The 24,437-nt window shown below is 39.9% G+C and carries 26 protein-coding genes; 18 read left to right on the plus strand and 8 right to left on the minus strand.

Annotation, left to right across the window (positions count from 1 at the left end; translation table 11 throughout):
* Positions 1-4: 4 nt before the first annotated feature.
* The gene (locus ACMX3D_RS20025; RefSeq protein ID WP_482747595.1) at positions 5-457 is read right to left on the minus strand and encodes a DUF3531 family protein; all 453 of its coding nucleotides are present in this window, start codon (positions 455-457) and stop codon (positions 5-7) included.
* A gap of 130 nt (positions 458-587) precedes the next feature.
* On the minus strand, positions 588-1,523 hold the full coding sequence (locus ACMX3D_RS20030) for a Sll0314/Alr1548 family TPR repeat-containing protein (RefSeq protein ID WP_482747596.1): 936 nt from the start codon (positions 1,521-1,523) through the stop codon (positions 588-590).
* Between the two features lie 294 nt (positions 1,524-1,817).
* Here ACMX3D_RS20030 and ACMX3D_RS20035 point away from each other — a divergent pair, with 294 nt between their 5' ends.
* Together ACMX3D_RS20035 and rsmG are read left to right on the plus strand one after the other, a co-directional pair.
* Positions 1,818-2,492 carry an ABC transporter ATP-binding protein gene (locus ACMX3D_RS20035; RefSeq protein ID WP_482747597.1) on the plus strand — a complete coding sequence of 225 codons (675 nt, stop codon included), beginning with the start codon at positions 1,818-1,820 and terminating at the stop codon, positions 2,490-2,492.
* 89 nt (positions 2,493-2,581) lie between these two features.
* Complete coding sequence (gene rsmG, locus ACMX3D_RS20040) at positions 2,582-3,331, plus strand: 16S rRNA (guanine(527)-N(7))-methyltransferase RsmG (RefSeq protein ID WP_482747598.1); 750 nt, start codon at positions 2,582-2,584, stop codon at positions 3,329-3,331.
* Between the two features lie 230 nt (positions 3,332-3,561).
* Here rsmG and ACMX3D_RS20045 read toward each other — a convergent pair whose 3' ends face one another.
* The gene (locus ACMX3D_RS20045; RefSeq protein ID WP_482747599.1) at positions 3,562-4,791 is read right to left on the minus strand and encodes a pentapeptide repeat-containing protein; all 1,230 of its coding nucleotides are present in this window, start codon (positions 4,789-4,791) and stop codon (positions 3,562-3,564) included.
* Between the two features lie 149 nt (positions 4,792-4,940).
* Complete coding sequence (locus ACMX3D_RS20050) at positions 4,941-5,093, minus strand: hypothetical protein (protein WP_482747600.1); 153 nt, start codon at positions 5,091-5,093, stop codon at positions 4,941-4,943.
* A 287-nt stretch (positions 5,094-5,380) separates the two neighbouring features.
* Between ACMX3D_RS20050 and ispG the strand changes: the two genes are divergently transcribed.
* Positions 5,381-6,607 carry a (E)-4-hydroxy-3-methylbut-2-enyl-diphosphate synthase gene (ispG, locus tag ACMX3D_RS20055; protein WP_482747601.1) on the plus strand — a complete coding sequence of 409 codons (1,227 nt, stop codon included), beginning with the start codon at positions 5,381-5,383 and terminating at the stop codon, positions 6,605-6,607.
* 286 nt (positions 6,608-6,893) lie between these two features.
* Positions 6,894-8,183: a carboxyl-terminal processing protease CtpC gene (gene ctpC / locus ACMX3D_RS20060; protein WP_482747602.1), complete on the plus strand. Its 1,290-nt coding sequence runs from the start codon at positions 6,894-6,896 to the stop codon at positions 8,181-8,183.
* Positions 8,184-8,313: 130 nt separating this feature from the next.
* Here ctpC and ACMX3D_RS20065 read toward each other — a convergent pair whose 3' ends face one another.
* Positions 8,314-8,499, minus strand: a complete 186-nt coding sequence (locus ACMX3D_RS20065; RefSeq protein ID WP_482747603.1) for a DDE transposase family protein — start codon at positions 8,497-8,499, stop codon at positions 8,314-8,316.
* A gap of 483 nt (positions 8,500-8,982) precedes the next feature.
* On the opposite strand from ACMX3D_RS20065, the gene ACMX3D_RS20070 reads away from it, so the two are divergent.
* The 6 genes from ACMX3D_RS20070 (at position 8,983) to ACMX3D_RS20095 (ending at position 13,480) form a co-directional block, all read left to right on the plus strand.
* Positions 8,983-9,741 (plus strand): ABC transporter ATP-binding protein, encoded by a 759-nt coding sequence (locus tag ACMX3D_RS20070; RefSeq protein ID WP_482747604.1) that lies wholly within the window; start codon positions 8,983-8,985, stop codon positions 9,739-9,741.
* Between the two features lie 42 nt (positions 9,742-9,783).
* Positions 9,784-10,347 carry a Uma2 family endonuclease gene (locus tag ACMX3D_RS20075; protein ID WP_482747605.1) on the plus strand — a complete coding sequence of 188 codons (564 nt, stop codon included), beginning with the start codon at positions 9,784-9,786 and terminating at the stop codon, positions 10,345-10,347.
* Between the two features lie 133 nt (positions 10,348-10,480).
* A complete protein-coding gene (locus ACMX3D_RS20080; protein ID WP_482747606.1) occupies positions 10,481-11,128 on the plus strand; it encodes a histidine phosphatase family protein in 648 nt (215 codons plus the stop codon).
* Positions 11,129-11,261: 133 nt separating this feature from the next.
* Positions 11,262-12,287 (plus strand): glucokinase, encoded by a 1,026-nt coding sequence (locus tag ACMX3D_RS20085; protein WP_482747607.1) that lies wholly within the window; start codon positions 11,262-11,264, stop codon positions 12,285-12,287.
* A 43-nt stretch (positions 12,288-12,330) separates the two neighbouring features.
* Positions 12,331-12,930 carry a hypothetical protein gene (locus ACMX3D_RS20090; protein WP_482747608.1) on the plus strand — a complete coding sequence of 200 codons (600 nt, stop codon included), beginning with the start codon at positions 12,331-12,333 and terminating at the stop codon, positions 12,928-12,930.
* Positions 12,931-13,114: 184 nt separating this feature from the next.
* Positions 13,115-13,480 carry a DUF6464 family protein gene (locus tag ACMX3D_RS20095; protein WP_482747609.1) on the plus strand — a complete coding sequence of 122 codons (366 nt, stop codon included), beginning with the start codon at positions 13,115-13,117 and terminating at the stop codon, positions 13,478-13,480.
* Between the two features lie 34 nt (positions 13,481-13,514).
* On the opposite strand, the gene fmt is transcribed toward ACMX3D_RS20095, so the two are convergent.
* On the minus strand, positions 13,515-14,519 hold the full coding sequence (fmt, locus tag ACMX3D_RS20100) for a methionyl-tRNA formyltransferase (RefSeq protein WP_482747610.1): 1,005 nt from the start codon (positions 14,517-14,519) through the stop codon (positions 13,515-13,517).
* Positions 14,520-15,389: 870 nt separating this feature from the next.
* On the opposite strand from fmt, the gene ACMX3D_RS20105 reads away from it, so the two are divergent.
* The 3 genes from ACMX3D_RS20105 to nifV all read left to right on the plus strand — a co-directional run bounded on the left by ACMX3D_RS20105 (position 15,390) and on the right by nifV (position 19,475).
* Positions 15,390-16,730, plus strand: coding sequence for a hypothetical protein (locus ACMX3D_RS20105; protein WP_482747611.1), 1,341 nt, complete (start codon positions 15,390-15,392; stop codon positions 16,728-16,730).
* A gap of 777 nt (positions 16,731-17,507) precedes the next feature.
* On the plus strand, positions 17,508-18,011 hold the full coding sequence (locus ACMX3D_RS20110; protein WP_482747612.1) for a phosphate-starvation-inducible PsiE family protein: 504 nt from the start codon (positions 17,508-17,510) through the stop codon (positions 18,009-18,011).
* A 348-nt stretch (positions 18,012-18,359) separates the two neighbouring features.
* Positions 18,360-19,475, plus strand: coding sequence for a homocitrate synthase (gene nifV / locus ACMX3D_RS20115; protein WP_482747613.1), 1,116 nt, complete (start codon positions 18,360-18,362; stop codon positions 19,473-19,475).
* A 168-nt stretch (positions 19,476-19,643) separates the two neighbouring features.
* Here nifV and ACMX3D_RS20120 read toward each other — a convergent pair whose 3' ends face one another.
* Positions 19,644-19,826, minus strand: coding sequence for a hypothetical protein (locus tag ACMX3D_RS20120; protein ID WP_482747614.1), 183 nt, complete (start codon positions 19,824-19,826; stop codon positions 19,644-19,646).
* A 138-nt stretch (positions 19,827-19,964) separates the two neighbouring features.
* On the opposite strand from ACMX3D_RS20120, the gene ACMX3D_RS20125 reads away from it, so the two are divergent.
* The 3 genes from ACMX3D_RS20125 to ACMX3D_RS20135 are packed head-to-tail and all read left to right on the plus strand — an operon-like array spanning position 19,965 to position 20,616.
* Complete coding sequence (locus ACMX3D_RS20125) at positions 19,965-20,090, plus strand: hypothetical protein (RefSeq protein WP_482747615.1); 126 nt, start codon at positions 19,965-19,967, stop codon at positions 20,088-20,090.
* Positions 20,087-20,332 carry an HNH endonuclease gene (locus ACMX3D_RS20130; RefSeq protein ID WP_482747616.1) on the plus strand — a complete coding sequence of 82 codons (246 nt, stop codon included), beginning with the start codon at positions 20,087-20,089 and terminating at the stop codon, positions 20,330-20,332. Before ACMX3D_RS20125 ends, ACMX3D_RS20130 begins: the two co-directional genes overlap by 4 nt.
* A 35-nt stretch (positions 20,333-20,367) precedes the next feature.
* A complete protein-coding gene (locus tag ACMX3D_RS20135; protein ID WP_482747617.1) occupies positions 20,368-20,616 on the plus strand; it encodes a hypothetical protein in 249 nt (82 codons plus the stop codon).
* Positions 20,617-20,713: 97 nt separating this feature from the next.
* Here the strand turns inward: ACMX3D_RS20135 and ACMX3D_RS20140 are convergent, their stop codons facing one another.
* A complete protein-coding gene (locus ACMX3D_RS20140) occupies positions 20,714-21,763 on the minus strand; it encodes an anti-sigma factor antagonist (RefSeq protein ID WP_482747618.1) in 1,050 nt (349 codons plus the stop codon).
* A 195-nt stretch (positions 21,764-21,958) separates the two neighbouring features.
* Between ACMX3D_RS20140 and ACMX3D_RS20145 the strand changes: the two genes are divergently transcribed.
* Together ACMX3D_RS20145 and ACMX3D_RS20150 are read left to right on the plus strand one after the other, a co-directional pair.
* Complete coding sequence (locus ACMX3D_RS20145) at positions 21,959-22,759, plus strand: 7-carboxy-7-deazaguanine synthase QueE (protein WP_482752385.1); 801 nt, start codon at positions 21,959-21,961, stop codon at positions 22,757-22,759.
* A 140-nt stretch (positions 22,760-22,899) separates the two neighbouring features.
* Positions 22,900-24,387 (plus strand): esterase-like activity of phytase family protein, encoded by a 1,488-nt coding sequence (locus tag ACMX3D_RS20150; protein WP_482752386.1) that lies wholly within the window; start codon positions 22,900-22,902, stop codon positions 24,385-24,387.
* Positions 24,388-24,437: the final 50 nt, after the last annotated feature.

Consider the following 24,437-nt stretch of genomic DNA (forward strand, 5'->3'; position numbering starts at 1 on the left):
GCCACTAATTATCGTATATCGAGTAAGAACGGCTGTCGCTATCCTCGACAGGCCAGTCTTCATTTTCGCCGCCAATATACAAATCTTCAATAGTGACGTATTCTTCACTTAGCTGGGTGAGGGCGTTGATTAAAATATCTAAAGCGATCGCATCACTAGTTCCCAAGTCAAACCAGCAACGCGCCCATTGTCCTTCGTACTCAATCTCACCCATGTTGTGCATTAGGGCTAACAAACTTTTGTCATACCCTTGTGCATCATAATCCATATAGCTGATTTCCAGCCCTGTTTCCTGGACTTGCAGATTTTCGGCATTAAATGCACCTAATTTACCTAAGTAAAACCAGGAATTCAAAACCTCTTCTACATATTCTTTTTCCCGTTGCGAAGGTACAGTACTAAACTTTAACCAAATCCAGACATCAAACGGATTAAATTCACGAAACTGAATGTGCATTCAAATAACTCAATTACTGTTACTTAAAATAAGCATATCAAACAGGGGGCTAGTCAAGAATGAAAGCTAAAGAATGAAAACTGAAGAATAAAATTTCAGATTTCAGACTTCAGACTTCAGACTTTTCTCATTATCTACCTGAATTATTTAGTTGATTAACCGCACTTGCACGTTCTTTCTCAATTTGCTTGACTAAATTAGCTGGTAGTTGAGATTTTTTCGTTAAAGCTTTGTCAAAATTAGCGATCGCTTCTTTAAGCAACTGCTGGCTTTTTTCTCTTCTCCCCTGTTCTTTAAGAACTTGGGCTTTGAGATAATACAACTCTGGGTTATCTGGTGCGCCTTTGATAGCCTGATTTGCATAATCTAAAGCTTGAGTGTATTGTTTCAAATCTCGGTAGCCAATAGCAATTCCTCGATCTGCCAAATACTTAGGTGCAGCACTTGTCTCTAGCCGCCCAATCGCCTCATCAGGATTCGCAAAAGGCAGGTTAACAGATAGCATCAAATCCATGTAGCCTTTAAGTAAATTCAGTTCTGGATCTTTTGGCGAAATCGCTTCTGCTTTATCCAAATACTGGTAAACTTGCCGCAATCGACCTAAAGCTTGTGTAGCACCTTTAGCCGCACCATCACGCGTCACAATTACAGCACCTTCAAAAAAATGCCCAACAGCAGTGTATATATTCCCCCGTAATGGATCATTAGCAATTAATTTCTGGCCAGCTTCTAAAGTTTGCTGGCTGTATTTATTTAAGCCTGTTATATCTCCCTTGATGTAGGCTAAAGATGCCTGCATTGCATAAGCTAAAGGTTCATTTGGTTCCTTCTCTAATGCTTCTTTGAGGTAACGTTCAGCGGCGGGATAATTACCTTGTTGGAAAATCGCTTTAAAAGCGGCTTCTGTATTGTCACCTATGTTATGGGGTTGGCTACTGCGAAAGGGGTCGCCAGCTAAGGATGGACTCACCCAAAAATTAAGTGCGATCGCAGCGGTTAAAGTTGCCTGAGCAAGGGTAGTGAATTTAGTAAATACTATTTGTGAAGCTGGAAATAGTTTAGTCATTAGCACCCTCAGAATAATTGCGGTTGAAATAGCTTTATATGTTACCTAGAATGCAAAAAATGTTTCATCTTAATTTAGTACTATTTCGGTCAACACATTCTAAACAGGTTGACTTGGCTAATTTTTGCAAGTTCCCATGATTGTTCTAGCTCTGAATCCAGGGTTCTTCTGCCAAAATAAAGAGATAGTCTAGCTGTGAGATCATGCTTGAAGCGTTTCGGAATTCTCCGGTTGTACTTGATGTAGTTAACCTTAGTTAATGAGTTATTCGCCAATTTTTGGTAATTTTAACAAATGCTCTATCTCAGAAATTTAACTTATCATCCCACAGCTTGCCCAACAGCAATTCTTAAGTCAATTAACCTAGAATTACCACCTCAGCAGTTAGGTTTAATTATTGGGCCGAGTGGTTCTGGCAAAAGCACCTTACTAGAAATTCTGTCTGGACTGGCCGAACCAACTTCTGGCGCAGTGTTTTGGCGAGAACAAGAACTCATAGCCGAACAGTTACAACAATTGGCTGGAATAGTGTTTCAGTTTCCCGAACGGCACTTTTGCGGTGGTACGATTTTAGAAGAATTGCGATTAGGGCATCCTGAGTTAGGGTCAGAAAGAGTGAGACAAGCCCTAAGTGAAGTGGGATTAGAGCATTTATCACTTTCCGCCGCACCTTATGCTTTAAGTGGAGGACAGCAACGACGTTTAGCTTTAGCAGTGCAATTAATTCGTCAGCCAAATGTATTGTTATTAGATGAACCCACAGCTGGTTTAGATTGGTCAATGCGCCAGCAACTAGTAAACTTATTGGCGAAACTCAAACAAGACTGGACACTGTTAGTAGTAACACATGATGCTGGAGATTTGTTAGCGATCGCAGACCGCTGTTGGACACTCAATCATGGCGAACTCCAATCAGTTGATCCCACAACACTTAGTAGTAAAGTGAAAGAACCCCAAGCAGCAGCATGACTTAAAAAGTATGAAGTGTGAAATATGAAGTATGAAATTTTATCTTTTTGCCTGCTGCCTGTTAACCATTGACAATTGACAATTGACTAATGACTAATTCCACAACTCCCTTGCTGCCAGAAATGGCAGAAATTTGGCAGCAAACACTTAATTGGCAACCAACAACACAGCAACAGGCACAATTCCAGCAACTTTACGAGTTAATTCTGGAAGGTAACAGTCAATTAAACTTAACTCGCATTACAGAACCTCAAGAATTTTGGGAAAAACATCTCTGGGATTCTTTGCGGGGAATCGTATTAAAAAACCAATTTATTGAATCACTTCAAACAGGTGCATCTGTAATTGATATTGGTACAGGTGCAGGCTTTCCCGGTATTCCCGTAGGTTTGATTATGGCTAATAGCCAAATCACTCTGCTAGATTCAACCCGCAAAAAAATTGCTTTTATCGATAAAGTATTAACTGCACTAGAACTCAGCAATTGTAAAACTCTAGTTGGCAGAGTTGAACAAATCGGCCAGCAAACCCAGCACCGCCAAAGCTATGATATTGCCCTTATCCGCGCCGTCGGTACAGCTTCAGAATGTGTGGAGTATAGCTTACCATTACTGAAACAAGGTAGTTTAGCTGTAATTTATCGAGGTACTTGGACTGAAGAGGAAACTATCACTTTGCAAAATGCTGTTAAGCAGTTAGGTGGTGAAATTGAATCAATTGAAAAATTCGCTACTCCCTTAACTAATAGCATCCGTCACTGCTTATACTTACGAAAGGTAACAACTACACCTCCTCAATTTCCTCGTGCTGTTGGTGTACCTCATCAAAAGCCATTGTGATTTTGAATTGAATAGTCATGAGAGAAGAAAGTTTGGCAGAGATACTAATCAATGCACTATGAATACTGAAGAAGATTTGATTCATTGAAGTTAAATTTTAGTAATCAAAAAGTAAGAATCAAATTTTCGTTGAAGACTAACTGATTTCATTTCTTTTGGTGCAAAAGAAATGAGGGTACACTGGCGGTTTTTTGTGTATTTTGTGAGGATGCAATCACATATTCATTTAATTATTTTTCTTCTTCTGGTGGTAAAGCTAACTTATCTCGAAAGTCTTTATCATATTTGGCTTTCTCCCAATTTTTAGTATGGTTTTTTATTTGGCTAAGTTTTATAGTTTGATTTGCAGTAAAATCAGTTTCTGTAAGGTTAGCTCCATCAAGGTTAGCTCTTGAGAGATTAGCATACTGAAGATTAGACTTTGTAAGGTTTGCTACTATCATCTCAGCATTTTCGAGGTTAGCACGTATAAGGTCAGCATTTGTAAGGTTAGCTCCCGAAAGGTTAGCTCTTGAGAGGTTGGCATACTGAAGATTAGAGTTTGTGAGGTTTGCACAACGAAGGTCGGCTCCTTCAAGGTTTGCTCCTGAGAGGTTGATTCTTTCTAGAATAGCTCCTCTAAAGTCAGATCCTCTGAGTATAGTTGATGTAAGGTTAGCATCTGTAAGATCGGCTTTTTCAAAATTGGTTTGTATAAGGGTAGCTCTTTCAAAGTTAGCTTCTTTAAAGTTAGCTCCTTTAAGTCTAGATAGAACAAGATTAATATTAGATAAATTTAGCGCTCTGCCTTCTGGTGCTTTTTGAGAGTTTAGTCGAGCAATTACAGTAATAATTTCTTGAAAAAGTTCTAGTTTTTCTAACTTCTCTATTCTCAGAGGACTGTTTCGATATTCATATATATCAGCATCTTCTTCTAGCTCATATAATTTTTCAAATTTTTCAAACCTTGTTTTTTGTCGAAGGAAAGCTGTAAGAATTTCTATTGTTGTCCAGCGATCATTAGGGGAATCTTTAGCAATTCTTTCCAAAGTATGTATTCCACCTAATATAATTGCATTGCTTTCACTTGCCATTTGTTCTATGGCTTTTGAGAATCGCTCTGTAATCTGTTTATCTTCTGATATTTGTGCATTTTTTACAGCAGCTTTGGCTGTTCTATTGGCTGCAATAGCACTATTCTCCATAGCTAATGCACGCTTGGCTCCAAAATAAACATTTATAGCTCCTACAATTCCACCAAAAATTAAACCTGCTGTAGTTAAAGCTCTAGTAATATATTCAATCTTTTTTTCTAATATTTCTGACCATTGGTGAGTATTTAAAATAAAGAAAACTACCCACATTAAGATGCAAAATAAAATAAAAATAATAAATAATCCACTTGCTATTATCCAGTTTGTTTGTATAGCTTCTACATTGCTAGAATTTTTAAAAACAGATGTTTCTTCACTTTTTTCCATATTGATGTAGTAAGAATCAACAAAAAAGGATTTTACTAGGGCAATTATTAATTAATAAAAATAATAAATCATTATTTATAAAGAGTGTGATCGCACCTACCGTACTGATTGCTGTTGTGGAGATTCTGGTGTATCCATGTCGGTATAGCTCACTTTCCCGACATCCAAGGGCGATCGCAGTTTTCGCCCCCAGTCACCCCAGCTTGCGAAGCACGATCACGCAATAGAGATGCACAGCACTGGCTTTCAAAACCATTGATACGGCTAGGTGCGGTAACTAACAGTAAGAAATTCTGTGTCACAGTTTCTTACTTTGGCTTGGCTCAAGGACAGAAAAATATTTAACTCCTGTAGCTAAGGCGAACTGAATGCGATCGCATCTCTCATCAAACCTACATAATATTAAGAAACTTTAAAGCAGGATTAAACTCATACCGTATAACAGAAATCTATTACTTACTGTTTCCCTCAGATTTTTTTATCTTCTTTTTGGCCATCTCATCGCCCAAACCAGCCCGTCCTATGGCAATCTGAGAAACAGAGATTGTTCAGTCCGATATTTTAGCTAAAAAATTTACTTCATAGAGTTATGCAAACTCTGCCTACACCTACAACGTCAAACACCACATCTAGTCAACCCACCTTTGATACTACAATCAAGCGGCGTAAAACCCGCCCAGTCAAGGTAGGCAATGTCACCATAGGTGGTGGCCACCCTGTGGTTGTGCAGTCAATGATTAATGAAGACACTCTTGATATTGATGGTTCTGTAGCTGCTATTCGTCGGTTGCACGAAGTTGGCTGCGAAATCATTCGTGTCACAGTGCCTAGCTTAGCTCACGCTGTAGCATTGGCAGAAATCAAACAAAAAATCATTAAAACTTACCAAGATGTGCCAATTGTGGCTGATGTGCATCACAATGGCATGAAAATTGCCTTAGAAGTCGCCAAACACATCGAAAAAGTACGGATTAATCCAGGGTTGTATGTGTTTGAAAAACCAAACGCCAATCGCACCGAATATACCCAAGCGGAATTTGAGGAAATTGGCGAAAAAATCCGCGAGACTTTAGAACCGCTGGTAGTGTCTCTGCGTGACCAAGGTAAAGCTATGCGGATTGGGGTAAATCATGGTTCTTTAGCAGAAAGAATGCTGTTTACCTACGGTGACACCCCAGAAGGAATGGTGGAATCTGCTTTAGAATTCATTCGCATCTGTGAATCATTAGATTTCCGCAACTTAGTTATTTCTATGAAAGCCTCACGAGTACCCGTGATGGTAGCCGCCTATCGTCTTTTAGCCAAGCGTATGGATGAATTAGGCATGGATTATCCTTTGCATTTGGGCGTAACGGAAGCAGGTGATGGCGAATACGGCAGAATCAAATCCACCGCTGGTATTGCCACATTACTAGCAGATGGCATCGGTGATACCATCCGTGTATCCCTCACAGAAGCACCAGAAAACGAAATCCCTGTCTGCTACAGCATCTTGCAAGCCTTGGGATTGCGAAAAACAATGGTGGAATATGTCGCCTGTCCTTCTTGCGGACGTACTTTATTTAACTTAGAAGAAGTGCTGCATAAAGTCCGGGAAGCCACCAAGCATTTAACTGGACTAGACATTGCTGTGATGGGTTGTATTGTGAACGGCCCTGGCGAAATGGCAGATGCTGACTATGGCTATGTTGGTAAGACTCCTGGTTACATTTCTTTATATCGTGGGCGAGAAGAAATTAAAAAAGTACCAGAAACCGAAGGTGTGCAGGAGTTAATCAACCTGATTAAAGCCGATGGACGTTGGGTAGAACCATAAGAAGTATGAAGTGTGAAGTGTGAAGTATGAAGTATAAAGTTATGTAAGCAGACTTTAGGCTGCTTCTCTGCAAGAAGCAACTTTTGTTAAGGATGCAGGAGCATCATCGCAAAAACTAGTAGAGTCTAAAATTTCATACTTCATATTTCATACTTCAGAATCTCCAACTTCGCCGGATTGTCAAGTATTTTAATGAAATTAAGAATACATACCCGGTCTTTGCAGAATACCTGTGTTAGATTGGGCATACTGACTATTATTTTTTCCCTCTGACACAGCTGTCATTATGGTGATTACAAAAAGTAGGCTTGTTCTGGGTGCTACGGCAGTAACACTCTCCACAATTGCTGTTACTAGCCTGGGCATTCACTCGCGTGGTCAGGCTTTATTTAAAGCAAGTCCCAAGGATACAGTAGACGAAGTTTGGCAAATTGTTAACCGCCAATATGTAGATGGCACTTTTAATCAGGTAGATTGGCAGGCTGTTCGTAAGGAGTACCTGGACAAGTCCTACAGTAATCAGCAAGAAGCGTATAAATCCATCCGGGAAATGCTGAAAAAGCTGGGTGATCCTTATACCCGGTTTATGGATCCTGAAGAGTTCAAGAATATGCAGGTTGATACCTCAGGAGAACTTACAGGTATCGGTATAACAATCAGCCAGGATGAGAAAACCAAGCAGTTGGTTGTAATTGCGCCAATTGAAGATACACCAGCATTTAAAGCTGGAATTCTTGCCAAAGATGTCATTTTGAAAATTAATGGTAAAAGCACTCAGGGAATGGATACTAACCAAGCTGTATCCTTAATCCGAGGTGAACCAAACACCAAAGTAACGCTAACAATTCAGCGCAATGGTGCTGTCAAGCAGTTTGATATTAAACGCGCCAGGATTGAAATCCATCCAGTACGTTATTCTCAAAAACAAACACCAACAGGTAATGTTGGCTACATTCGCCTGAACCAGTTCAGTGCTAACGCTGGTAAGGAAATGCAAAACGCAATCAAAGATTTAGAGTCTAAGCGGGTTGCTGGATATGTTTTAGATTTGCGTGGTAATCCAGGTGGCTTGTTATTCTCTAGTGTAGAAATTGCCCGGATGTGGCTGGATCAAGGCACAATCGTTTCTACCATTGACCGCCAAGGAGAGCAAGAAAAGGAAGTAGCTAGAGGACGGGCGTTAACTAATAAACCGTTGGTAGTTTTGGTAGATAAGGGTTCAGCTAGTGCCAGCGAAATTTTATCTGGAGCTTTACAAGACAACAAGCGGGCAGTTTTAGTCGGTACTCAAACTTTTGGTAAAGGTTTGGTGCAATCGGTGCGTCCCTTAGAAGATGGCTCAGGGTTAGCAGTGACAATTGCTAAATATCACACTCCCAGCGGTAAAGATATTAACAAGCACGGAATTGATCCAGATGTGAAAGTCGATTTGACTGATGCTCAAAGGCAAGATTTGTGGTTACATGAGCGTGACAAACTGGCTACTATGGCAGATCCACAATTTGCTAAAGCAGTGGAAGTGCTAGGTAAGCAAATTGCTGCTAAAGGTATCACTAGCGCCGAGAAAAATAATTAGAGGCTTGCTGAAAAATGGGAGGATTTTTGCCTCGTGCAAAGAAGCAAAGAATCGACCTTTAAACTTGGTTAAAAATCGCACTTCATCCTGCATATATACTCAGCACTCAGCGCTTTGAACTCAGCACTATTTATTGGGGTTGGCACTTACCAGCCCTGATTAAACCAATCCGTCGGGCGATCGCTTCTTCCACAGAAGCAAAAGTCCCCCACTTTTCAATAATCTCTGGATCATCGTCCCTAACTAAATTGCTAGGGACGATTTCGCAGTTGCCAGTACTACGCTTGACAATATACCAAAGTTGTGTATTTTCCATTTTTAGCTATTAATCGTCAATCATCCACTTGGCAACAATCACACTCATGACGATTAATTCCTCCCATGTTATTCATGATGTTATCTTAGCAAGTGTACTTGAACCGCAGGTTCTGTTGATTTCCAGCATGAATACTGTCATCACATCAGAAAGAATTGATCTACCTCCTGGCGCTGTTCTCAAACTCTTGGGAAATTGGCAAGACTACCAAAGAATGTTAGCGGATGTTTGGAAAGTCCAAAATTATACTAAAAACCCCTCTCCAAACCTCTCCCCAAAGCGGAGAGAGGCTTTGAAACCCCCATTCCCTTGTAGGAAAGGCAGGGTGGTTAGGTTTTTGAAATTTTGATGTTACCGACAATACTTTTCAAACAACCTCTTAGCGGTGTTGGGCGATCGCGCCATACCTCGCATTAAATACAGACCTTAGAATCCAGCCAAAAATGATTTAATAAGGTAGATAATTTATTAGATTATTTTTAGATGAAACCGCCGATGCACGCCGATGAACGCCAATATAAAAATCTAGAAGATTTTAAAATTTTAGAAGTTCACGACTTAGATGTGAATTATGGTGGGATTCGAGCGCTGAAAAAAATTAATTTAACTATTAACAAGGGTGAAGTTGTTACTTTAATTGGTGCTAATGGTGCTGGTAAAAGTACTACACTGAGGGCAATATCAAAAATAGTTAATCCTCCGAGTGGGGAAATTATTTATAGTGGACGCAATATTACTCGCCGTCAGCCTCACGAAGTTGTGAAATTAGGTATTGCTCATTGTCCAGAAGGGCGGAGAGTGTTAGCAAAGCAAACAGTTTTTGATAATTTACTATTAGGTGCTTATATTCGGTCTAATCAAGCAGAGATAAAAGCAGATATTCAGCGTCAATTTGAGTTATTTCCGCGTTTGTTACAACGCCGCAACCAATTAGCAGGAACTCTTAGCGGTGGTGAACAACAAATGTTGGCGATCGCTCGTGCTTTAATGAGTAGACCACAACTGCTATTGTTAGATGAGCCAAGCTTGGGTTTAGCACCTGCAATTGTCAAAGAAATTTTCTCAATTATTGAAAATTTACGGGCTACAGGCGTTACCATTTTGTTAGTTGAACAAAACGCTAACTTGGCTTTACAAATTGCTGATAGAGGCTATGTATTAGAAGCTGGTTCTATCACTTTAACAGGTGCAGCCTCAGAATTAATTAGTGATGAACGTGTGAAAAAAGCTTACTTGGGATAATTCATAATTCGTCATTATTATTCTAAACGTTACAAGAAGTAAATGGTAAAGTCGCCTACTAAACTTATAACATTGGAAGAATTTTTAAAACTTCCAGAAACAAAGCCGGCTAGTGAATATATCAATGGTCAAGTCATTCAAAAACCAATACCACAAGGAAAACATAGTAAGTTACAGGGAAAATTAGTAACTGGGATTAATGCAGTAGTTGAAAGTCAAAAAATTGCCCTAGCTTTTCCTGAATTACGATGTACTTTTGGCGGACGTTCCATTGTACCTGATGTAGCGGTGTTTGCTTGGGAACGTATTCCCTTAGATGAGCGTGGTGATGTAGCGAATGTTTTTCCCACTTATCCAGACTGGACAATTGAAATTCTTTCACCCGACCAAAGTCAAACTAAAGTCACTGGAAATATATTACACTGCCTCAAACATGGTACTCAGCTAGGCTGGCTGATTGATCCAGAAGAGCGATCGCTTTTAGTTTATTATCCAAACCAGCAACCAGAAATCTTACAAGAATCACAAGTAATATTACCAGTTCCTGATTTAGCCAGTAATCTGCAATTAACTGTAGAACAACTATTCGGCTGGTTAAAACTGTAGAGTTATAATTTTAATTTTTACCAATAAATATATTTAACTATTACAAAACATTACAAAATTTGTCATAATATTGGGTTTGCACCCGTCATGCTTATTTCCATAGGTGTAAACTTTATTTGCCTTCAAAAAACCCATGAGTCAAATAGTCTGGATCGCAAGACACGCCAACCGCCTCGACTTCGTAAATCCTGATTGGTTCCTCACCGCCGAACGACGCTACGATCCACCCTTATCTGATGATGGTTTCGTACAGGCAAAACTATTAGCTCAACGCTTGAAAACAGAGAAAATCACCCATGTTTTTGCTTCTCCTTTTCTGCGAACGGTGCAAACAGCAAATGCAGTCGCAGAAGCATTAGATTTATCTATTAAATTAGAAGCAGGCTTGAGTGAATGGTTAAATCCTGAATGGATGACTGAAGAACCGGAAAGACTATCAGTTCCAGCCTTAAAAGAACTATTTCCCAGAATTGATACTGGCTACACGCCACGCATTGCTGCTAAATATCCCGAAACTCACGAACAAGTCCGCGCACGTTCAGGACAAACAGCCAGATGTTTAGCAACGGAATTCTTTCCAGAGCATATCTTATTGGTAGGACATGGTGCTTCTGTGCTAGGTGCAGCAATGGGGTTAGTCGGTGAAGTAGCCAAAACAGAAGTTAAAGCTTCTTTATGTTCCTTAGTCAAGGTTGTGCTTCAAGGCCCAGAATGGTTGCTAGAACTAAAGGGAGACACTTCTCATTTGACTGAGGTAGAGGAAGTGATCCGATTTGCGTAAATTCCTCAACCGGGTAGAAGACTGGGGACAAAAATTAGCAGAAAATTAAGTATCAATCCAGTCTCACTCGACTTGCTATCCTCAACCCTAGACTGACTCTACAAAAACAGCAACTAAATTACTATTACTTTGTATGACTTTGTTACTAGCAGGAGATATCGGCGGTACAAAAACCATTTTGCGATTGGTTGAACCCTCAGACTCACTAGGGTTACAGACTATTTATGAGGAAAGTTATCGCAGTGGGGATTTTCCTGATTTAGTACCGATGGTGCAGCAGTTTTTGCTCAAAGCGAATACAGCAACTCCGCAAAAAGCTTGTTTTGCGATCGCCGGGCCAGTAGTCAACAACACTGCTAAATTGACTAACTTAGCATGGTTTCTCGATACCGAACGTTTGCAACAAGAATTGGGTATTGCTGCAATTTCTTTAATTAATGATTTTGCTGCTGTTGGCTATGGCATTTTCGGTTTAACTACAAAAGATGTGCTGACTCTACAACCTGGTAAACCAAAACCAGAAGCACCTATCGCCGTTATTGGTGCTGGTACTGGCTTAGGACAAGGCTTTTTAATGAAGTATGGAGATCATTATCAAGTTTTTCCGTCTGAAGGTGGTCACGCCGATTTTGCTCCCCGAAACGAGTTAGAGTTTCAACTAATGAAATATCTGCTGGATAAACATGACATCCAGCGTGTTTCTGTAGAACGAGTTGTGTCTGGTTTGGGTATTGTTGCGATTTACCAATTTTTGCGCGATCGCAAACATGCAACCGAATCCCCAGAAATCGCTCAAATTGTGAGAACTTGGGAACAAGAAGCCGGACAGGCAGAAAAAACTGTTGATCCTGGTGCTGTAATTGGCAAAGCCGCAGTTGAAAAAAGCGATCGCCTCTGTGAACAAACTTTACAATTGTTTGTTGAGGCATACGGTGCAGAAGCCGGAAATCTCGCCCTGAAACTTTTACCTTATGGTGGCTTGTACATTGCTGGTGGAATTGCACCGAAAATTTTACCTTTGATTCAAAACGGCAGTTTCTTATTAAACTTCACTCAAAAAGGCAGAATGCGTTCTCTTTTAGAAGAGATACCTGTATATATTATTCTCAACCATCAAGTAGGTTTAATAGGTGCGGCTTTGTGTGCAGCTAGGTTATAACACTAACATCATCAGTGATATCTGCATCGACAAAGCTAAAACTATGACATTCAAAAAAATTCTACCATTAATAGCTGCCACACTTGTTTGTGGTAGCTCTTTTATTGTGGAAGCACGTCAACCTCAACAACCAGCGGTGAAAAAGCCAGAAACTGCAACTCAACCAGTGCAGCCAAAATGGAAGTTATTCCGTGCGCCTGATGGTCGTTTTACAGTGTTAATGCCAGGAACACCGAACAAGGAAACCCAAACCCAAAAAACTTACATGGGGGAAATTGACTTAGAAATATTTTATGCTGAACCACAAAAGCAGCAAGTTGCCTATGTAGTTGTTTACAACGATTTTCCCCACAGTTATGGTCAACTGACAAATCCCCAAACCATATTAGACCAAGCACAGTATATGCTGTTAAAAACTACGAAAAGTAGTTTAATTCGCCAGCGCAATATTCGCAGTTCCAACGGTCATCCAGGCAAAGAAATTGAGTTTATTAACGCCGGAGGAAAAATTACTAGAAGCAGGATGTATGTTGCTCAAGGAAGACTTTATCAAGTTATGGCTATCACAACTAAAAAGCAACAAAAAACTCTAGGCAAAACTATTACGGGTTATTTGAATTCCTTCCAAGTAGTTTTGAAGTAGCTTGATAACCTACCGCCTTGGACTTCAAGTCTAAGGCGCAACTATAACAGAGTGGTGATAGTGCGATCGCCATGCACAAATTATTCAAGAATAAAGTTAATCGTTAATTATAATCGAAGTCGGATAAGCAAGAGTAGGCTCCTGCGATACTATTTTTATAATGTAAATCACATCACATAAACTTATGGAGCCAGACTATCTACCAACCGAGGTTATACTGACGCACCCGCGTCAGTCCCTCGGTAAAGTTCAGCTTGACTGGACACCCCAACCGGGAAACTATCTTGATTTTGAAGGTAAAACCTATGCTGTTCTAGAGCGTCGGCATAGATATCAATTTAAATCAGGGCGTTATCGGTTGTACAATATCTCCCTCTACGTGCAATCTGCTCAAAGACCAGCAGAAAAAAGCTTAGTGGATGGACGATGGGTAGTTGGTGATGCGACTTGTATGTATAACGCTCATTCGGAAATTGTTCGCTGTGCTGTTAATCCCCACGGCCCTTGCAAGGATTGTCGCTACTATGAAAGTGTAAAGTATGAAGTGTGAAGTCTGAAGTCTGAAGTCTGAAATTTTTCATACTTCATGATTCGTACTTCAGAATTTCCCCCACTGTTAAACGAGTACCATTCACAAAATCCCATCCCGACTGGGGACGTTTACCTGCTAACTGAACTTCCCGTAATAATAATAAACCCGCACCAGTTTGGGCGATCGCGCCTATTCCCTTGGCAATGCTTACGATTTCCCCTGGGCTACCAGATATATTGGATAAATCAGGTAATTTTTGACGTATATTTTCTAATTCTGGTGGTATTTCTTCACTGTAAGCAGAACCAAGGGGAAGGGTGGCTGTAATTTTGAGAGTTTGGTTACGAAAAGTTGTCAAGCAGTTAGGATAAAAACCCCGAATTTGATTGTGTAATTGCATCGCACTCTTTGACCAATCTAACTGGTAATCTTGCTTTTGAATCAAAGGTGCATAAGTCGCTTCAGCGTTGTTTTGCGGAACAGGTTGAATTTCTTGATGCTTCAGTTTTAACAAAGTTTCTATTAATAAATCTCCACCGATTGTTGCTAGTCTCTCGGCTAAATTGTCAGCATTATCTAACAATCCAATTGGTGTGGTTGCTTTGAGTAGCATATCTCCTGTATCCATACCGACATCCATTAACATGGTGGTAATTCCTGTTTCTGGTTCACCATTATAGAGACACCACTGAATCGGAGCCGCACCACGATACTTAGGTAAAATCGAACCATGCACGTTAATGCAACCTAGCTTGGGCATGTTCAAGATTTTTCTGGACAAAATTTGCCCATAAGCTACCACAACAAACACATCGGCTTCTGATTGTTGCAGCTTGGTTAAAGTTTCACTATCTTTTTTGACTCGCTCAGGTTGCCACACTGGCAAATTATGATTCAGAGCAAGTGTTTTTACAGGTGAAGGAGTTAGTTTATTTCCTCGTTCTCGACGTTTATCTGGTTGGGTAACTACTGCCAAAATTTCAAATTCTGGATGATTCAGTAATTTATCGAGGGTAGGAATGGCAAATTCCGGAGTACCAAAAAATACAACTTTCATTAATCAATAATCAATAGTTAATAGTCAATAGGTATTAGTTACTTCGTTATTTATTATTATCCTTCTTACTCCCTATTTTCTACATCTAGTTGGCGAAATCTAGGTTTTCTTGATAGACTGAAAATAATTTAACTCAACATGTTGATCAATTGATATCAACTTGATACTTTATTACTGGGCTGATTCAGCTAGATATCAAAACATGCTTTGTGAGGTTTACCAAAGCAGAGCTTTTAGACCGCTTTTTCTGCGGTTATTAGCTACAAGTTAAGCAACGCTTTTGCTTTTGTTACAGTTAGATATTAATTTACTCCCAGGAGTGGATACTAACTCGGTTTTTCGAGTATCATATGTTGTGCGTCAGCTTTCCCAGCTTTCAAAGTAACGCCTCACTCACTCTTTACCTTTACCGGGGTCTGCACTGTTGTAGCAGGTATATATAGGGGAGCCTCCTGCGGCTTAGCAGTTGCTAAAGTCTATCCCAACAGTTCAGCTATTTAGCTCTACCTTTAGGCTGCCAGTGTTTGTAGCCGAAATAATACGCCTAATAATTTTTCATCCACTACCAATTTTTTGGTGTGGTTAATTGTGTTAGAGGCGTAAAAATTTAGTTTGTGCAGTAATTTCGTGATTAATCTGCATCAGCTTTGTACTGGCAAAACTGTAGCGGATAAATAGTTTATTTATTAAGCAAAAGGTGTAGGTAATGATAATAAATTTTTGTGACAAGGTGCAAGTTTAAAAAAATTATTTCTCACAACTCGTTAAAACGGTGAGTTTGTTGTTATACCTGTAGTCATCACCTTTCCCCTTGCTACATAGGCATCGATTGCTTCTCACACAGCACCCGCACTTCTAGAGAGTCCACACATGCTCAAACCCCTCTTGCTGTCAGGATGGTTCCGTGCGCAACCATTTCTTAATTCTGTTGTTGTAGTGATGCTGATTGCTCCTTTAATTGCAGCATCAGGTCACTCTACCTCTGCTAAACAATCAAAAGTAGTAGCTAAAATTGCTCCTGACGCTGGAGAATCGGAAGCTGTACCTCAGGAAACGGCTAATTTTGGCGAACCTGATTTAGCTGAAATGTTTCAAGATGCTTCGAGCAACTCCACAACCGGAGAATCTGTTTCAGTTCCACAGAATCTGGCTGTAGTTGGGGAACAGCCAGTTGTCAAAGCACAAAAAATCGAGTCTTTAGTAGTAGCAGATTATTCAATCAAAAATGACTCTCACGCCAGCGGGGATAAAGCTACTGTCGATCCCTTAGCAGCAGTGGAACTGGCTCCAATTCCCAACATAACTGTTAGCGACTTCAAGTTAGCAGCAAAATTTCCAGCTGCGGAGATTGAATCGTTAATGCAAGATAAGAATTTTGCTGATGCCAAAAATTATCGTGTGGGATCATCAGCATTAAATCGAATTCCAGCTATTGCACCACTTCCCCAAGAGTCAGAACCAGAATCTACAACTGAAGCACCAGCAATGGAAGTACCTAGCGAGGAGCAAGCAGAACAAGTAGATCCGATAGGTAGTCCGCATCCAATTCCTTGGAAATGGATTGTTGCAACTCAGGAGGCGATTGGATCGAAAGGTAATACTGGAGTGCGCTATTACCGTAGTTTACCTGTGGTTTCTCCTGATGGTAAGTATGCTGTTTACAGCCGGGTGCAAATGGAAATTAAACCGGAAATGTATAACAGCCGTGTTAGCAGTACGATGTTTGTCGAAGATAGACAGACTAAGAAATTGCGGGTGATGGCTTCTACCTCTCAAATAAACGATCCGCTATTACGTGCTAATGTTGCACCTCCAGAACAGATCCAAGAAAATGGCAAAATTGGGGTACTTGTTCCTGTTAGCTGGTCAGAAAAAAGCGATCGCTTTTTAGCTCGCAAATTTGAAGGGGTGTTCAATACAGGCGACGCTACAGATCGTGCAGTTATTTGGGATCGGCAAAAAAATCACACTAATACTGTTGCGCCTGCTCGCCAAGACGATGAGCATGAAAAGATTGCTGTATTGCTAGGTTGGAGTAAAAACCAACCTGATCATGTGTTGTTCCGCGAGGGAGAAATGGGTGAAGAAGAGTGGCCTCTGGTACAAGTTGCTACTGATGGCAAGACAGTAAATACAACAGAGGCCGATCAGCCTGTGACTTTCGGTGATAAAACAGAAGTGTGGGCAGGGCCACAAGTTGCTACTCGATAATTGCTAAACAAGTTTATAGAAAATTTTATTAGTTCCCGTTGTTAGATGTAATAATAACGGGAAATTTTTTTGGCGATCGCTCACCGACCCAATATAAATTCAAAGGACGACAATATTACATTGTCGGTGACCATTTGTAAGTTGACTGTGTGTAATTCAGAATTCAGGAGCAATGCCCTGAGCGTAGCTGAAGGGCTTGTCGAAGGGAGCTTGCCGAATTGTCACACTCAGGTAAATTCACCAATTCTGGCGAAGTAGCGTATGTATTCTGTTTTGATAACATCTATCTTTAGCTGGCTAAAGTCAAGCTAGAAAAACTGTATGGTATTGACAAATAATGCAACACCCCGACTTTGAATCGGTTGTAGATAATGAACTCTAGGCGGTCACAAAAATCTCAGTCGTCTACTCCTGACGAACAGCAACAAGCGAACCAAAATGCATTTAGCTAAACCTATTGAGCCACCGCAATTGGTAGCTTTAGTTGCCGCCTTGTCTAGGCGTATTTGAACTTGTAAGTGGATGATTACAAATAAAGCTAACTAGTGAGATTAATCATTGGTTTAGCCTTTTATATAAACAGAGATTTTATCAATAAAAATATAATTCCTGTCAAAAATAATACGTTTTTAAAACTTGGATTTCTGCTGTAAATAACACAACAAATCAGTTCAAATAGTTGTTACGAAATACCAAGAATTAAATATTTTCAAGAAACTTTTTAAGTTTTAAATTGCTTATTATGTAAATAGGAAAATCAAAGTCTTGGAAGAAATTATGCCTAAACGTGTCCTTAGAGAAGTCAACAGTTGGTTTGAAAGAGAGCGAATTGTCAATAACCTAGAAAGATTCCAAGACTTCATTATTGTTTCTCTGTGTCTTGGTTTATTCTGCGTCATGTTGATTCGGCTAGGAGATATGTTCTTCTCCTTTTTACACCCTTTAGATGTCAGAGAAATTACATCTGATATACTGTTTATTTTAATTCTTGTAGAGTTATTCCGTCTACTTCTTGATTACCTACAAACCCAGCAGATATCAGTAGGAGCAGCAGTTGAAATTACCATAGTTTCTGCATTACGGGAAGTAATTTTACGTGGAGTATTAGAAATACAACAGAATCAGCTTTTCGGAATTTCTGCATTTCTATTAGTTTTAGCAGTAATTTTTATTGCCTTACCTTTAATGTCTCGCTTTTTTGAACATGTTACTACTAACAATCATCAAAAAATATCGGAAGCAACAGAAATATTAGCAGATAAAACTGTAACTTCGGATTAAACATTATGAGAAAATCATGATGCTGAAAAAGATACTTTCTTGATCAGCTAAAATACATATTCATTGCATAATCATTTCATGTAGTCATTAACTGTTAACTGTCAACAGTCAGCACCGTTAAATATGCAATCCTGAAAAGGAGAATTCTAGCTTTGAAATACCCCTTCACAAGTAGTGATTAGAAGATATCTGCTTGTTACTACAGATTGTAGTAATCTTGCATAAAAGTAGCATAAGTATGGATGAGACCACCTCTTTACTTTTGAAGTAATTTTTGTCAAATTCTCCTTATGCTTATTCAATTTCAGGCAACGAAGATAAATCTCTTTTTTTGGAGAAATTTAAAAAATGGATCAGGTTGTCATCAATGACACAACATTACGTGATGGCGAGCAGGCAGCAGGTGTTGCTTTTAATTTAGAAGAGAAAATTGCGATCGCCAAATTTCTCGATGCGATCGGCGTTCCAGAAATAGAAATTGGCATTGCAGCAATGGGTGAAGCAGAGCAACAAGCGATCGCTACAATTGTTGATTTGGATTTGCAAGCTCATCTCTTAGGTTGGAATCGCGCTGTTATTTCCGACATCCAAGCTTCTATCGCTTGTGGTTTAAAGCGAGTGCATATATCCATTCCCGTCTCTGCAATTCAAATAAGCGCAAAATTTCAAGGACAGTGGCAATTAGTATTACAAAAACTCAAAGATAGTCTGAGCTTTGCCCTAGATAACGGACTGTTTGTATCTGTAGGAGGAGAAGATTCTTCCAGAGCCGATGAACAATTTCTTTTAGATATAGTACTTTCTGCCCAAGAATGGGGTGCATCGCGGTTTCGCTTTTGTGACACCGTAGGTATTCTTGACCCTTTTACAACTTTTGACAAGGTAAAAAAATTGGTGACATCCTTGTCCATACCTATAGAAATGCACACTCACAATGATTTTGGTTTAGCTACTGCCAATGCTTTAGCAGGTATTCAAGCTGGTGCTTTATCTGTGAATACTACCGTCAATGGATTAGGTGAAAGAGCAGGAAATGCAGCTTTAGAAGAAGTTGTGATGGCTCTTAAACATATATATAAGCTGGATTTAAATATAGATACGCGGCGTTTATTAGAAATATCTCAACTGGTAGCAACAGCATCAGGTTATGGTTTACCGCCTTGGAAGGCAATTGTGGGTGAAAATACCTTTGCCCACGAATCAGGTATTCATGCTCATGGAGTTTTGCAAAACCCCCATACCTACGAACCATTTGCCCCAGAAGAAATTGGACGTGAGCGGCGTTTAGTAGTCGGTAAGCATTCTGGTCGGCATCTATTATTTAATGTGCTGCAACAACACGGGATTATCTTGAACAGCGAAGAAACTCAATCTGTATTAAATGCAGTGCGACAAGAATCAATCCAAAAGAAACGCAGTCTCACAACACAAGAACTTTTGTCTTTAGTAGGAGTTACCAAGTAAGTTGCATGAATGCAGAAGCAATTGCCAGTTTTAACCAAGAATAACAGTTTATTCTTGGCACACCAGAATAAAATTTTCAAATATCAAAATTCTGTCTTGTGGGAAAAGGATAAAGATGAAAGGGTATTTATTTTGTTCCTTTCTCTTTTTCCCTTATCCCTCAACTGCTTAGAATAATTGCGTTGTAAATTTAATGGTATTAGTAATAACCACTGGAGTTGAGTCAATTTGGCCAATCGGAGCAGGTTGCATATCTCTGTAATCTAGGATTTGAACAATAATGAGATAAGCAAGAGCTAGTATGATAGAAATTGCACCTGTAATAATTGCGACTATTTTTGAGCGATTCATCAGTACTTCCTATTGTGTGAATTATTGTGCTGTTCTTAATATCCACATTGCCACAATATATAGTAAAGTGCTGAGTGCTGAGTTGAAAGTGCTGAGTATAAACTTACCTACTAGCCTCAAAGCTTTGAGCCACTAACAATGTCATTACAAGAAAAAATTAAAATCAAAGTAACCGGAGAATATTATCTTGATGAACCAGAAATGATTAAACCCAAATTCCTAATTGATGACCTACGTCGCATAATTCACGAAGGACATTCATGAACAAAACTCCGCGTATTCGCATCCCTCCGGAAGTTAGACAATATGTATTTCAACGCGATCAACACCAATGTCAAAGCTGTGGTAAAACCGCTACAGAAACTCATTTGACTATCGACCATATCATCCCCTTGGCACTGGGTGGTCAAAACGATATCAGCAATTTGCATACTCTTTGCTTAGCGTGCAACCAAACAAAATCAGACAAAACAGATCAGCGTTTTCGGCGACGTTTTCAAAGTTAAGCTAACCTAGAATAGGCTGTTAGTTCTTAATATCTATGTCTCGAAACGTCAACAGCAATTCTCACAGATTTGCCAAATTTGGTACCACAATTTTTTATTTATTCGCGGTGATCGCCATTTTAGCCGCAGCTTTTCCTAAACTATACGAAATTAAAACAAAAGCCGGAATTAATATATCAAGTAAGTATCATGCCGGCACATTTTTAGAAAAACATACTCACGGGATTTTTAGGTGTGAATGGCTTTATCCATATCGCTGCGATCGCTCAAAAAGCAAAGGTTAAAAACTAAACTATAGTAAATTGCCCAAACTCTTATAAAGTTTGGGCAATTAATTATATTAGTTACAATCTACTGACAAATTTAAAATTAATCTTTCTGCTAAAAAGCGCCACTTTTTCTGTTAAAGAGAATAGCAACAGTTTTAAAAATTAATTTTAAATCGTACAGTAAACTCCAATTTTTTTGATATTGCAAATCCAGACGAATGACATCTTCAAAACTGCGAACTGTAGACCGCCCGTTAACTTGCCATTCTCCAGTCATTCCTGGCTTAACATCTAAGCGTTGCCACTCTGGTACTTCATAACGTTCAACTTCATCAGGTGTAGGTGGTCTAGTTCCTACTAAACTCATATCACCTTTTAAAACGTTCCAAAATTGTGGCAACTCATCTAAACTAGTGCGTCGTAAAAATCGCCCTACTTTGGTAATTCTGGGGTCGTTTTCATTCTTGAAAAATGCACCCTGTACTTGGTTTTTGACTAAAGCTTTTTTGGCTTCCGCATCTACACACATAGAGCGAAATTTCCAAATTTTAAATCGCTTCCCCATCCAGCCGCAGCGGGTCTGATTGAAGAAAATTGGGCCGGGATCGTCAATTTTAATAGCAATCACAATGGGAATAAACAAAAATCCTGTAATTACCAAACCGACTAGTGAACCAACAATATCTATAAAACGTTTCATCCACGAGGCTACAGAGGGGTGAGTAGTGGGTAGCTGCTCTAATTTACGAGAATTATTTTTAGGGGCTTCTATGTCATTTTCAGCTTCTATAAATGCTGAATCGCTACTTGACTCCATCGGAAAAACTTGATCTAATCCTGTCAGGGTCAACACCGCCATTACTTGAGGAGTAACATCCCGCAGAATCATAGTAATTCCTTTTTCCTGGGCAGTTTTGTAATTACTGACCAGAGCGCCTAAACCACTACTATCCATAAAAATAGTTTGGTGAAAATCAATAATGATTTTCTTGGGATGTGGGTTTGCTTGGGTTAAGTCTTGGCAGGTTTGCTTGAAGCTGACTGCTTCTAGCACGCTTAACCGCGCGGGTACCTGCACTATCGCCGTTTCATTTAGGGAAGTAACTGAGAAATTTACCTCTATGGGTTGGCTAGTCATGAAGCTCTGCACTTTCGTTGCCATGTACATTTAATCTGCCAAACATTATTGTGTCCTAGAAAATTACCTAACCTCACATTTACTTGATGGCATTAGGCACTGATGGCTAGTTGTTTGGGATAAGAGCCGAGATTGCCAACGACGATTCACAATAGAACAAGAACTAAAAAACGTACTTGCTTTTATATTGCCGCAGCGCGATCGCTTTGTCACTATCCCATGACTGCTAACATTACAGTTGAACCTACCGCACGCCTGATTGAGGTCTTTTCTGCTATTCAAGGGGAAGGATTGAATGTCGGGACACGTCAAATTTTTATTCGCTTTGCTTTGTGTGACTTGCGCTGTCATTTTTGCGATAGCTCCCACACATGGAATGCACCCACTACCTGTAAGGTAGAACGATCACCTGGATTACGAGACTTTGAAATTTATTCAAATCCCGTCCCCTTAACAATATTACTCGAATGGATTGAGCGCCAAAATCTACCGTTTCTACACGATAGCATTAGCTTAACTGGCGGCGAACCACTTCTACATGCCCCTTTTTTGCATGAATTTCTGCCCCAAGTGCGATCGCTGACAGGTCTACCCATATACTTAGAGACTGGCGGACATCGCCCAGAACAACTGACAATGATTCTGCCTTACCTAGACTCTGTTGGTATGGATTGGAAACTGCCCAGTGTCAGCGGCGAGACTTATTGGCAAGACCATGCAAAATTTCTCCAATTATGCCATAACAGCCCATCTTTGGATGTTTTTGTCAAGATAATTATTTCGCAAAGTACAAATCCCGATGAATTAAAGCAAGCTGCCTTATTGATAGCAGATATCAATCCAAATATCCCTGTATTTTTGCAACCAGTTACACCACTTGTTGTTTCTGAGCAACTTAGCTCAACACCCATACTCGCCCCAAATCCCGATCAAGTCTTGATCTGGCAAGCTTTGATGAAAAAGTTTGTGCCTCATGTCCGTGTTGTGCCGCAAACACATAAAATGCTCAATCAACTATGAAAGTTTAATGAAGATGTTTTCAAGTAAAAACCGCATTGTATTAAGCAAATATGTGATATTAGCTACCTTAATTATGGGTTAACCTTTCTTTAATCTAGAAGTCCAAAGCTGAGAAAACTGTGTCTTTTTGGGAAGTTTACATGATCTCTGTCAAGCATTGGATTTCTGGATTCAGTCTTTCACTGGTAACTGTCGTAGTCAGTATTACAGGATCGGCAACCACTGCTAGTGCTATTTCTCTGGTCAATGGCATCACGGTTCCTGCTGATAGTACAGATTTATCTTCATCCACTACTAATAGTGCTAACACTAATCGCCTAGGGTTTTTCTCTGACCTCTACTATGATCGCTACAACAACGTGTACTACAGTTTGGCTGATCGTGGCCCTGGTGGTGGTGTCATCAGCTACAATACACGAGTCCAAAAATTTTCTTTAGATGTTGACCAAAATACAGGCGCAATCAGTAATTTACGATTATTAGACAGTATTCTCTTCACTCAAAATGGTCAAAACTTTAACGGATTGAACCCTAGAATTCTCAACGGTGATGCCAGTGTTCTCGGTCTTAGCTTTGACCCAGAAGGATTTGCGATCGCCCCTAATGGTAATTTCTATATTTCCGATGAATATGGCCCTTCTGTCTATGAATTCAGTCCGACTGGTTCTTTCATTCGGGCATTTGCCACTCCCAGCAATCTCATTCCCAGACAAAGCGATGGCACAATTAACTACGTAGATGGTCGTCCAGACATTGCCACTGGTCGTCAAGACAATCGTGGCTTTGAAGGCTTAACCCTCAGTCCAGATGGCAGCAGACTATTTGCCGTGCTGCAAGATCCCTTAGTTAACGAAGGTTCCCCAGACGGGCGGCGGAGCAATAATGTCCGGATAGTCGAATATGATACAAACACTGGTAATAGTACTGCTCAATACATCTATCAGCTAGAAACTTTGGCAGATATTAATGCTCGTGTTCCTGATAATACTTTTGGAGCTAATTCCCAAGGGCGAAATATTGGGATTAGTGCCATCACAGCCTTAAACAATAACGAATTTTTAGTCTTGGAACGTGATAATCGGGGTATTGGTGTAGATGATCCCACAGGTGAGGCACCAGTTGCCAGCAAACGCATCTACAAAATTGACTTAACTGCTGCAACCGATGTGACTGATATTAGCTTGACAGCTACAAATACTTTACCGGATGGAGTCACACCTGTAACTAAAACCTTGTTTGCTGATATTGCCGAATTTTTGAGAAATGCTGGACAACCCATTCCCGAAAAATTTGAAGGCTTGGCAATCGGGCCACAACTTGCCGATGGTTCCTACGCCTTAATAGTGGGTACAGACAACGACTTTAGTGTGACTCAAAATGAAGATGATGTGCAGTTTGATGTTTGTACAGATGGGACTAACTTCTCTCAAGTCCCCATTGATAGCGGTTGTCCAACAGGACAGTCTTTAATTCCCACACGCATTTATGCTTTAAACGCCAGCCAAGAAGAATTAGCAGGATTTGTACCACCAAAAAGAGTCCCAGAACCAACTACAACTGCTGGACTAGTCTTGCTGGCTTCTAGTAGTTTCTTTTTAAAGCGGCAGTCTAAATCTATTCAAAAGTAAATAAATTCTGTTGCGGGTGGGTATTGCCCACCCAAGATAATTCTCGGTGA

The organism is Anabaena sp. TISTR 8404 (assembly GCF_056847745.1).

Excerpts from the sequence above, each read along its gene's own strand:
- ACMX3D_RS20145 (WP_482752385.1), top strand. The coding sequence starts at position 21,959 with ATGACTGCTAACATTACAGTTGAACCTACCGCACGCCTGATTGAGGTC.
- ACMX3D_RS20110 (WP_482747612.1), top strand. The coding sequence starts at position 17,508 with ATGCCTAAACGTGTCCTTAGAGAAGTCAACAGTTGGTTTGAAAGAGAG.
- ACMX3D_RS20065 (WP_482747603.1), bottom strand. The coding sequence starts at position 8,499 with ATGGAAAATACACAACTTTGGTATATTGTCAAGCGTAGTACTGGCAAC.
- ACMX3D_RS20130 (WP_482747616.1), top strand. The coding sequence starts at position 20,087 with ATGAACAAAACTCCGCGTATTCGCATCCCTCCGGAAGTTAGACAATAT.
- ACMX3D_RS20025 (WP_482747595.1), bottom strand. The coding sequence starts at position 457 with ATGCACATTCAGTTTCGTGAATTTAATCCGTTTGATGTCTGGATTTGG.
- ACMX3D_RS20085 (WP_482747607.1), top strand. The coding sequence starts at position 11,262 with ATGACTTTGTTACTAGCAGGAGATATCGGCGGTACAAAAACCATTTTG.
- ACMX3D_RS20035 (WP_482747597.1), top strand. The coding sequence starts at position 1,818 with ATGCTCTATCTCAGAAATTTAACTTATCATCCCACAGCTTGCCCAACA.
- ACMX3D_RS20105 (WP_482747611.1), top strand. The coding sequence starts at position 15,390 with ATGCTCAAACCCCTCTTGCTGTCAGGATGGTTCCGTGCGCAACCATTT.
- ACMX3D_RS20095 (WP_482747609.1), top strand. The coding sequence starts at position 13,115 with ATGGAGCCAGACTATCTACCAACCGAGGTTATACTGACGCACCCGCGT.
- ACMX3D_RS20140 (WP_482747618.1), bottom strand. The coding sequence starts at position 21,763 with ATGGCAACGAAAGTGCAGAGCTTCATGACTAGCCAACCCATAGAGGTA.
- ctpC (WP_482747602.1), top strand. The coding sequence starts at position 6,894 with ATGGTGATTACAAAAAGTAGGCTTGTTCTGGGTGCTACGGCAGTAACA.
- ACMX3D_RS20070 (WP_482747604.1), top strand. The coding sequence starts at position 8,983 with ATGAAACCGCCGATGCACGCCGATGAACGCCAATATAAAAATCTAGAA.
- ACMX3D_RS20080 (WP_482747606.1), top strand. The coding sequence starts at position 10,481 with ATGAGTCAAATAGTCTGGATCGCAAGACACGCCAACCGCCTCGACTTC.
- ACMX3D_RS20125 (WP_482747615.1), top strand. The coding sequence starts at position 19,965 with ATGTCATTACAAGAAAAAATTAAAATCAAAGTAACCGGAGAATATTAT.
- ACMX3D_RS20090 (WP_482747608.1), top strand. The coding sequence starts at position 12,331 with ATGACATTCAAAAAAATTCTACCATTAATAGCTGCCACACTTGTTTGT.
- rsmG (WP_482747598.1), top strand. The coding sequence starts at position 2,582 with ATGACTAATTCCACAACTCCCTTGCTGCCAGAAATGGCAGAAATTTGG.
- ACMX3D_RS20135 (WP_482747617.1), top strand. The coding sequence starts at position 20,368 with ATGTCTCGAAACGTCAACAGCAATTCTCACAGATTTGCCAAATTTGGT.
- ispG (WP_482747601.1), top strand. The coding sequence starts at position 5,381 with ATGCAAACTCTGCCTACACCTACAACGTCAAACACCACATCTAGTCAA.
- ACMX3D_RS20150 (WP_482752386.1), top strand. The coding sequence starts at position 22,900 with ATGATCTCTGTCAAGCATTGGATTTCTGGATTCAGTCTTTCACTGGTA.
- ACMX3D_RS20120 (WP_482747614.1), bottom strand. The coding sequence starts at position 19,826 with ATGAATCGCTCAAAAATAGTCGCAATTATTACAGGTGCAATTTCTATC.
- ACMX3D_RS20075 (WP_482747605.1), top strand. The coding sequence starts at position 9,784 with ATGGTAAAGTCGCCTACTAAACTTATAACATTGGAAGAATTTTTAAAA.
- fmt (WP_482747610.1), bottom strand. The coding sequence starts at position 14,519 with ATGAAAGTTGTATTTTTTGGTACTCCGGAATTTGCCATTCCTACCCTC.
- ACMX3D_RS20045 (WP_482747599.1), bottom strand. The coding sequence starts at position 4,791 with ATGGAAAAAAGTGAAGAAACATCTGTTTTTAAAAATTCTAGCAATGTA.
- ACMX3D_RS20030 (WP_482747596.1), bottom strand. The coding sequence starts at position 1,523 with ATGACTAAACTATTTCCAGCTTCACAAATAGTATTTACTAAATTCACT.
- nifV (WP_482747613.1), top strand. The coding sequence starts at position 18,360 with ATGGATCAGGTTGTCATCAATGACACAACATTACGTGATGGCGAGCAG.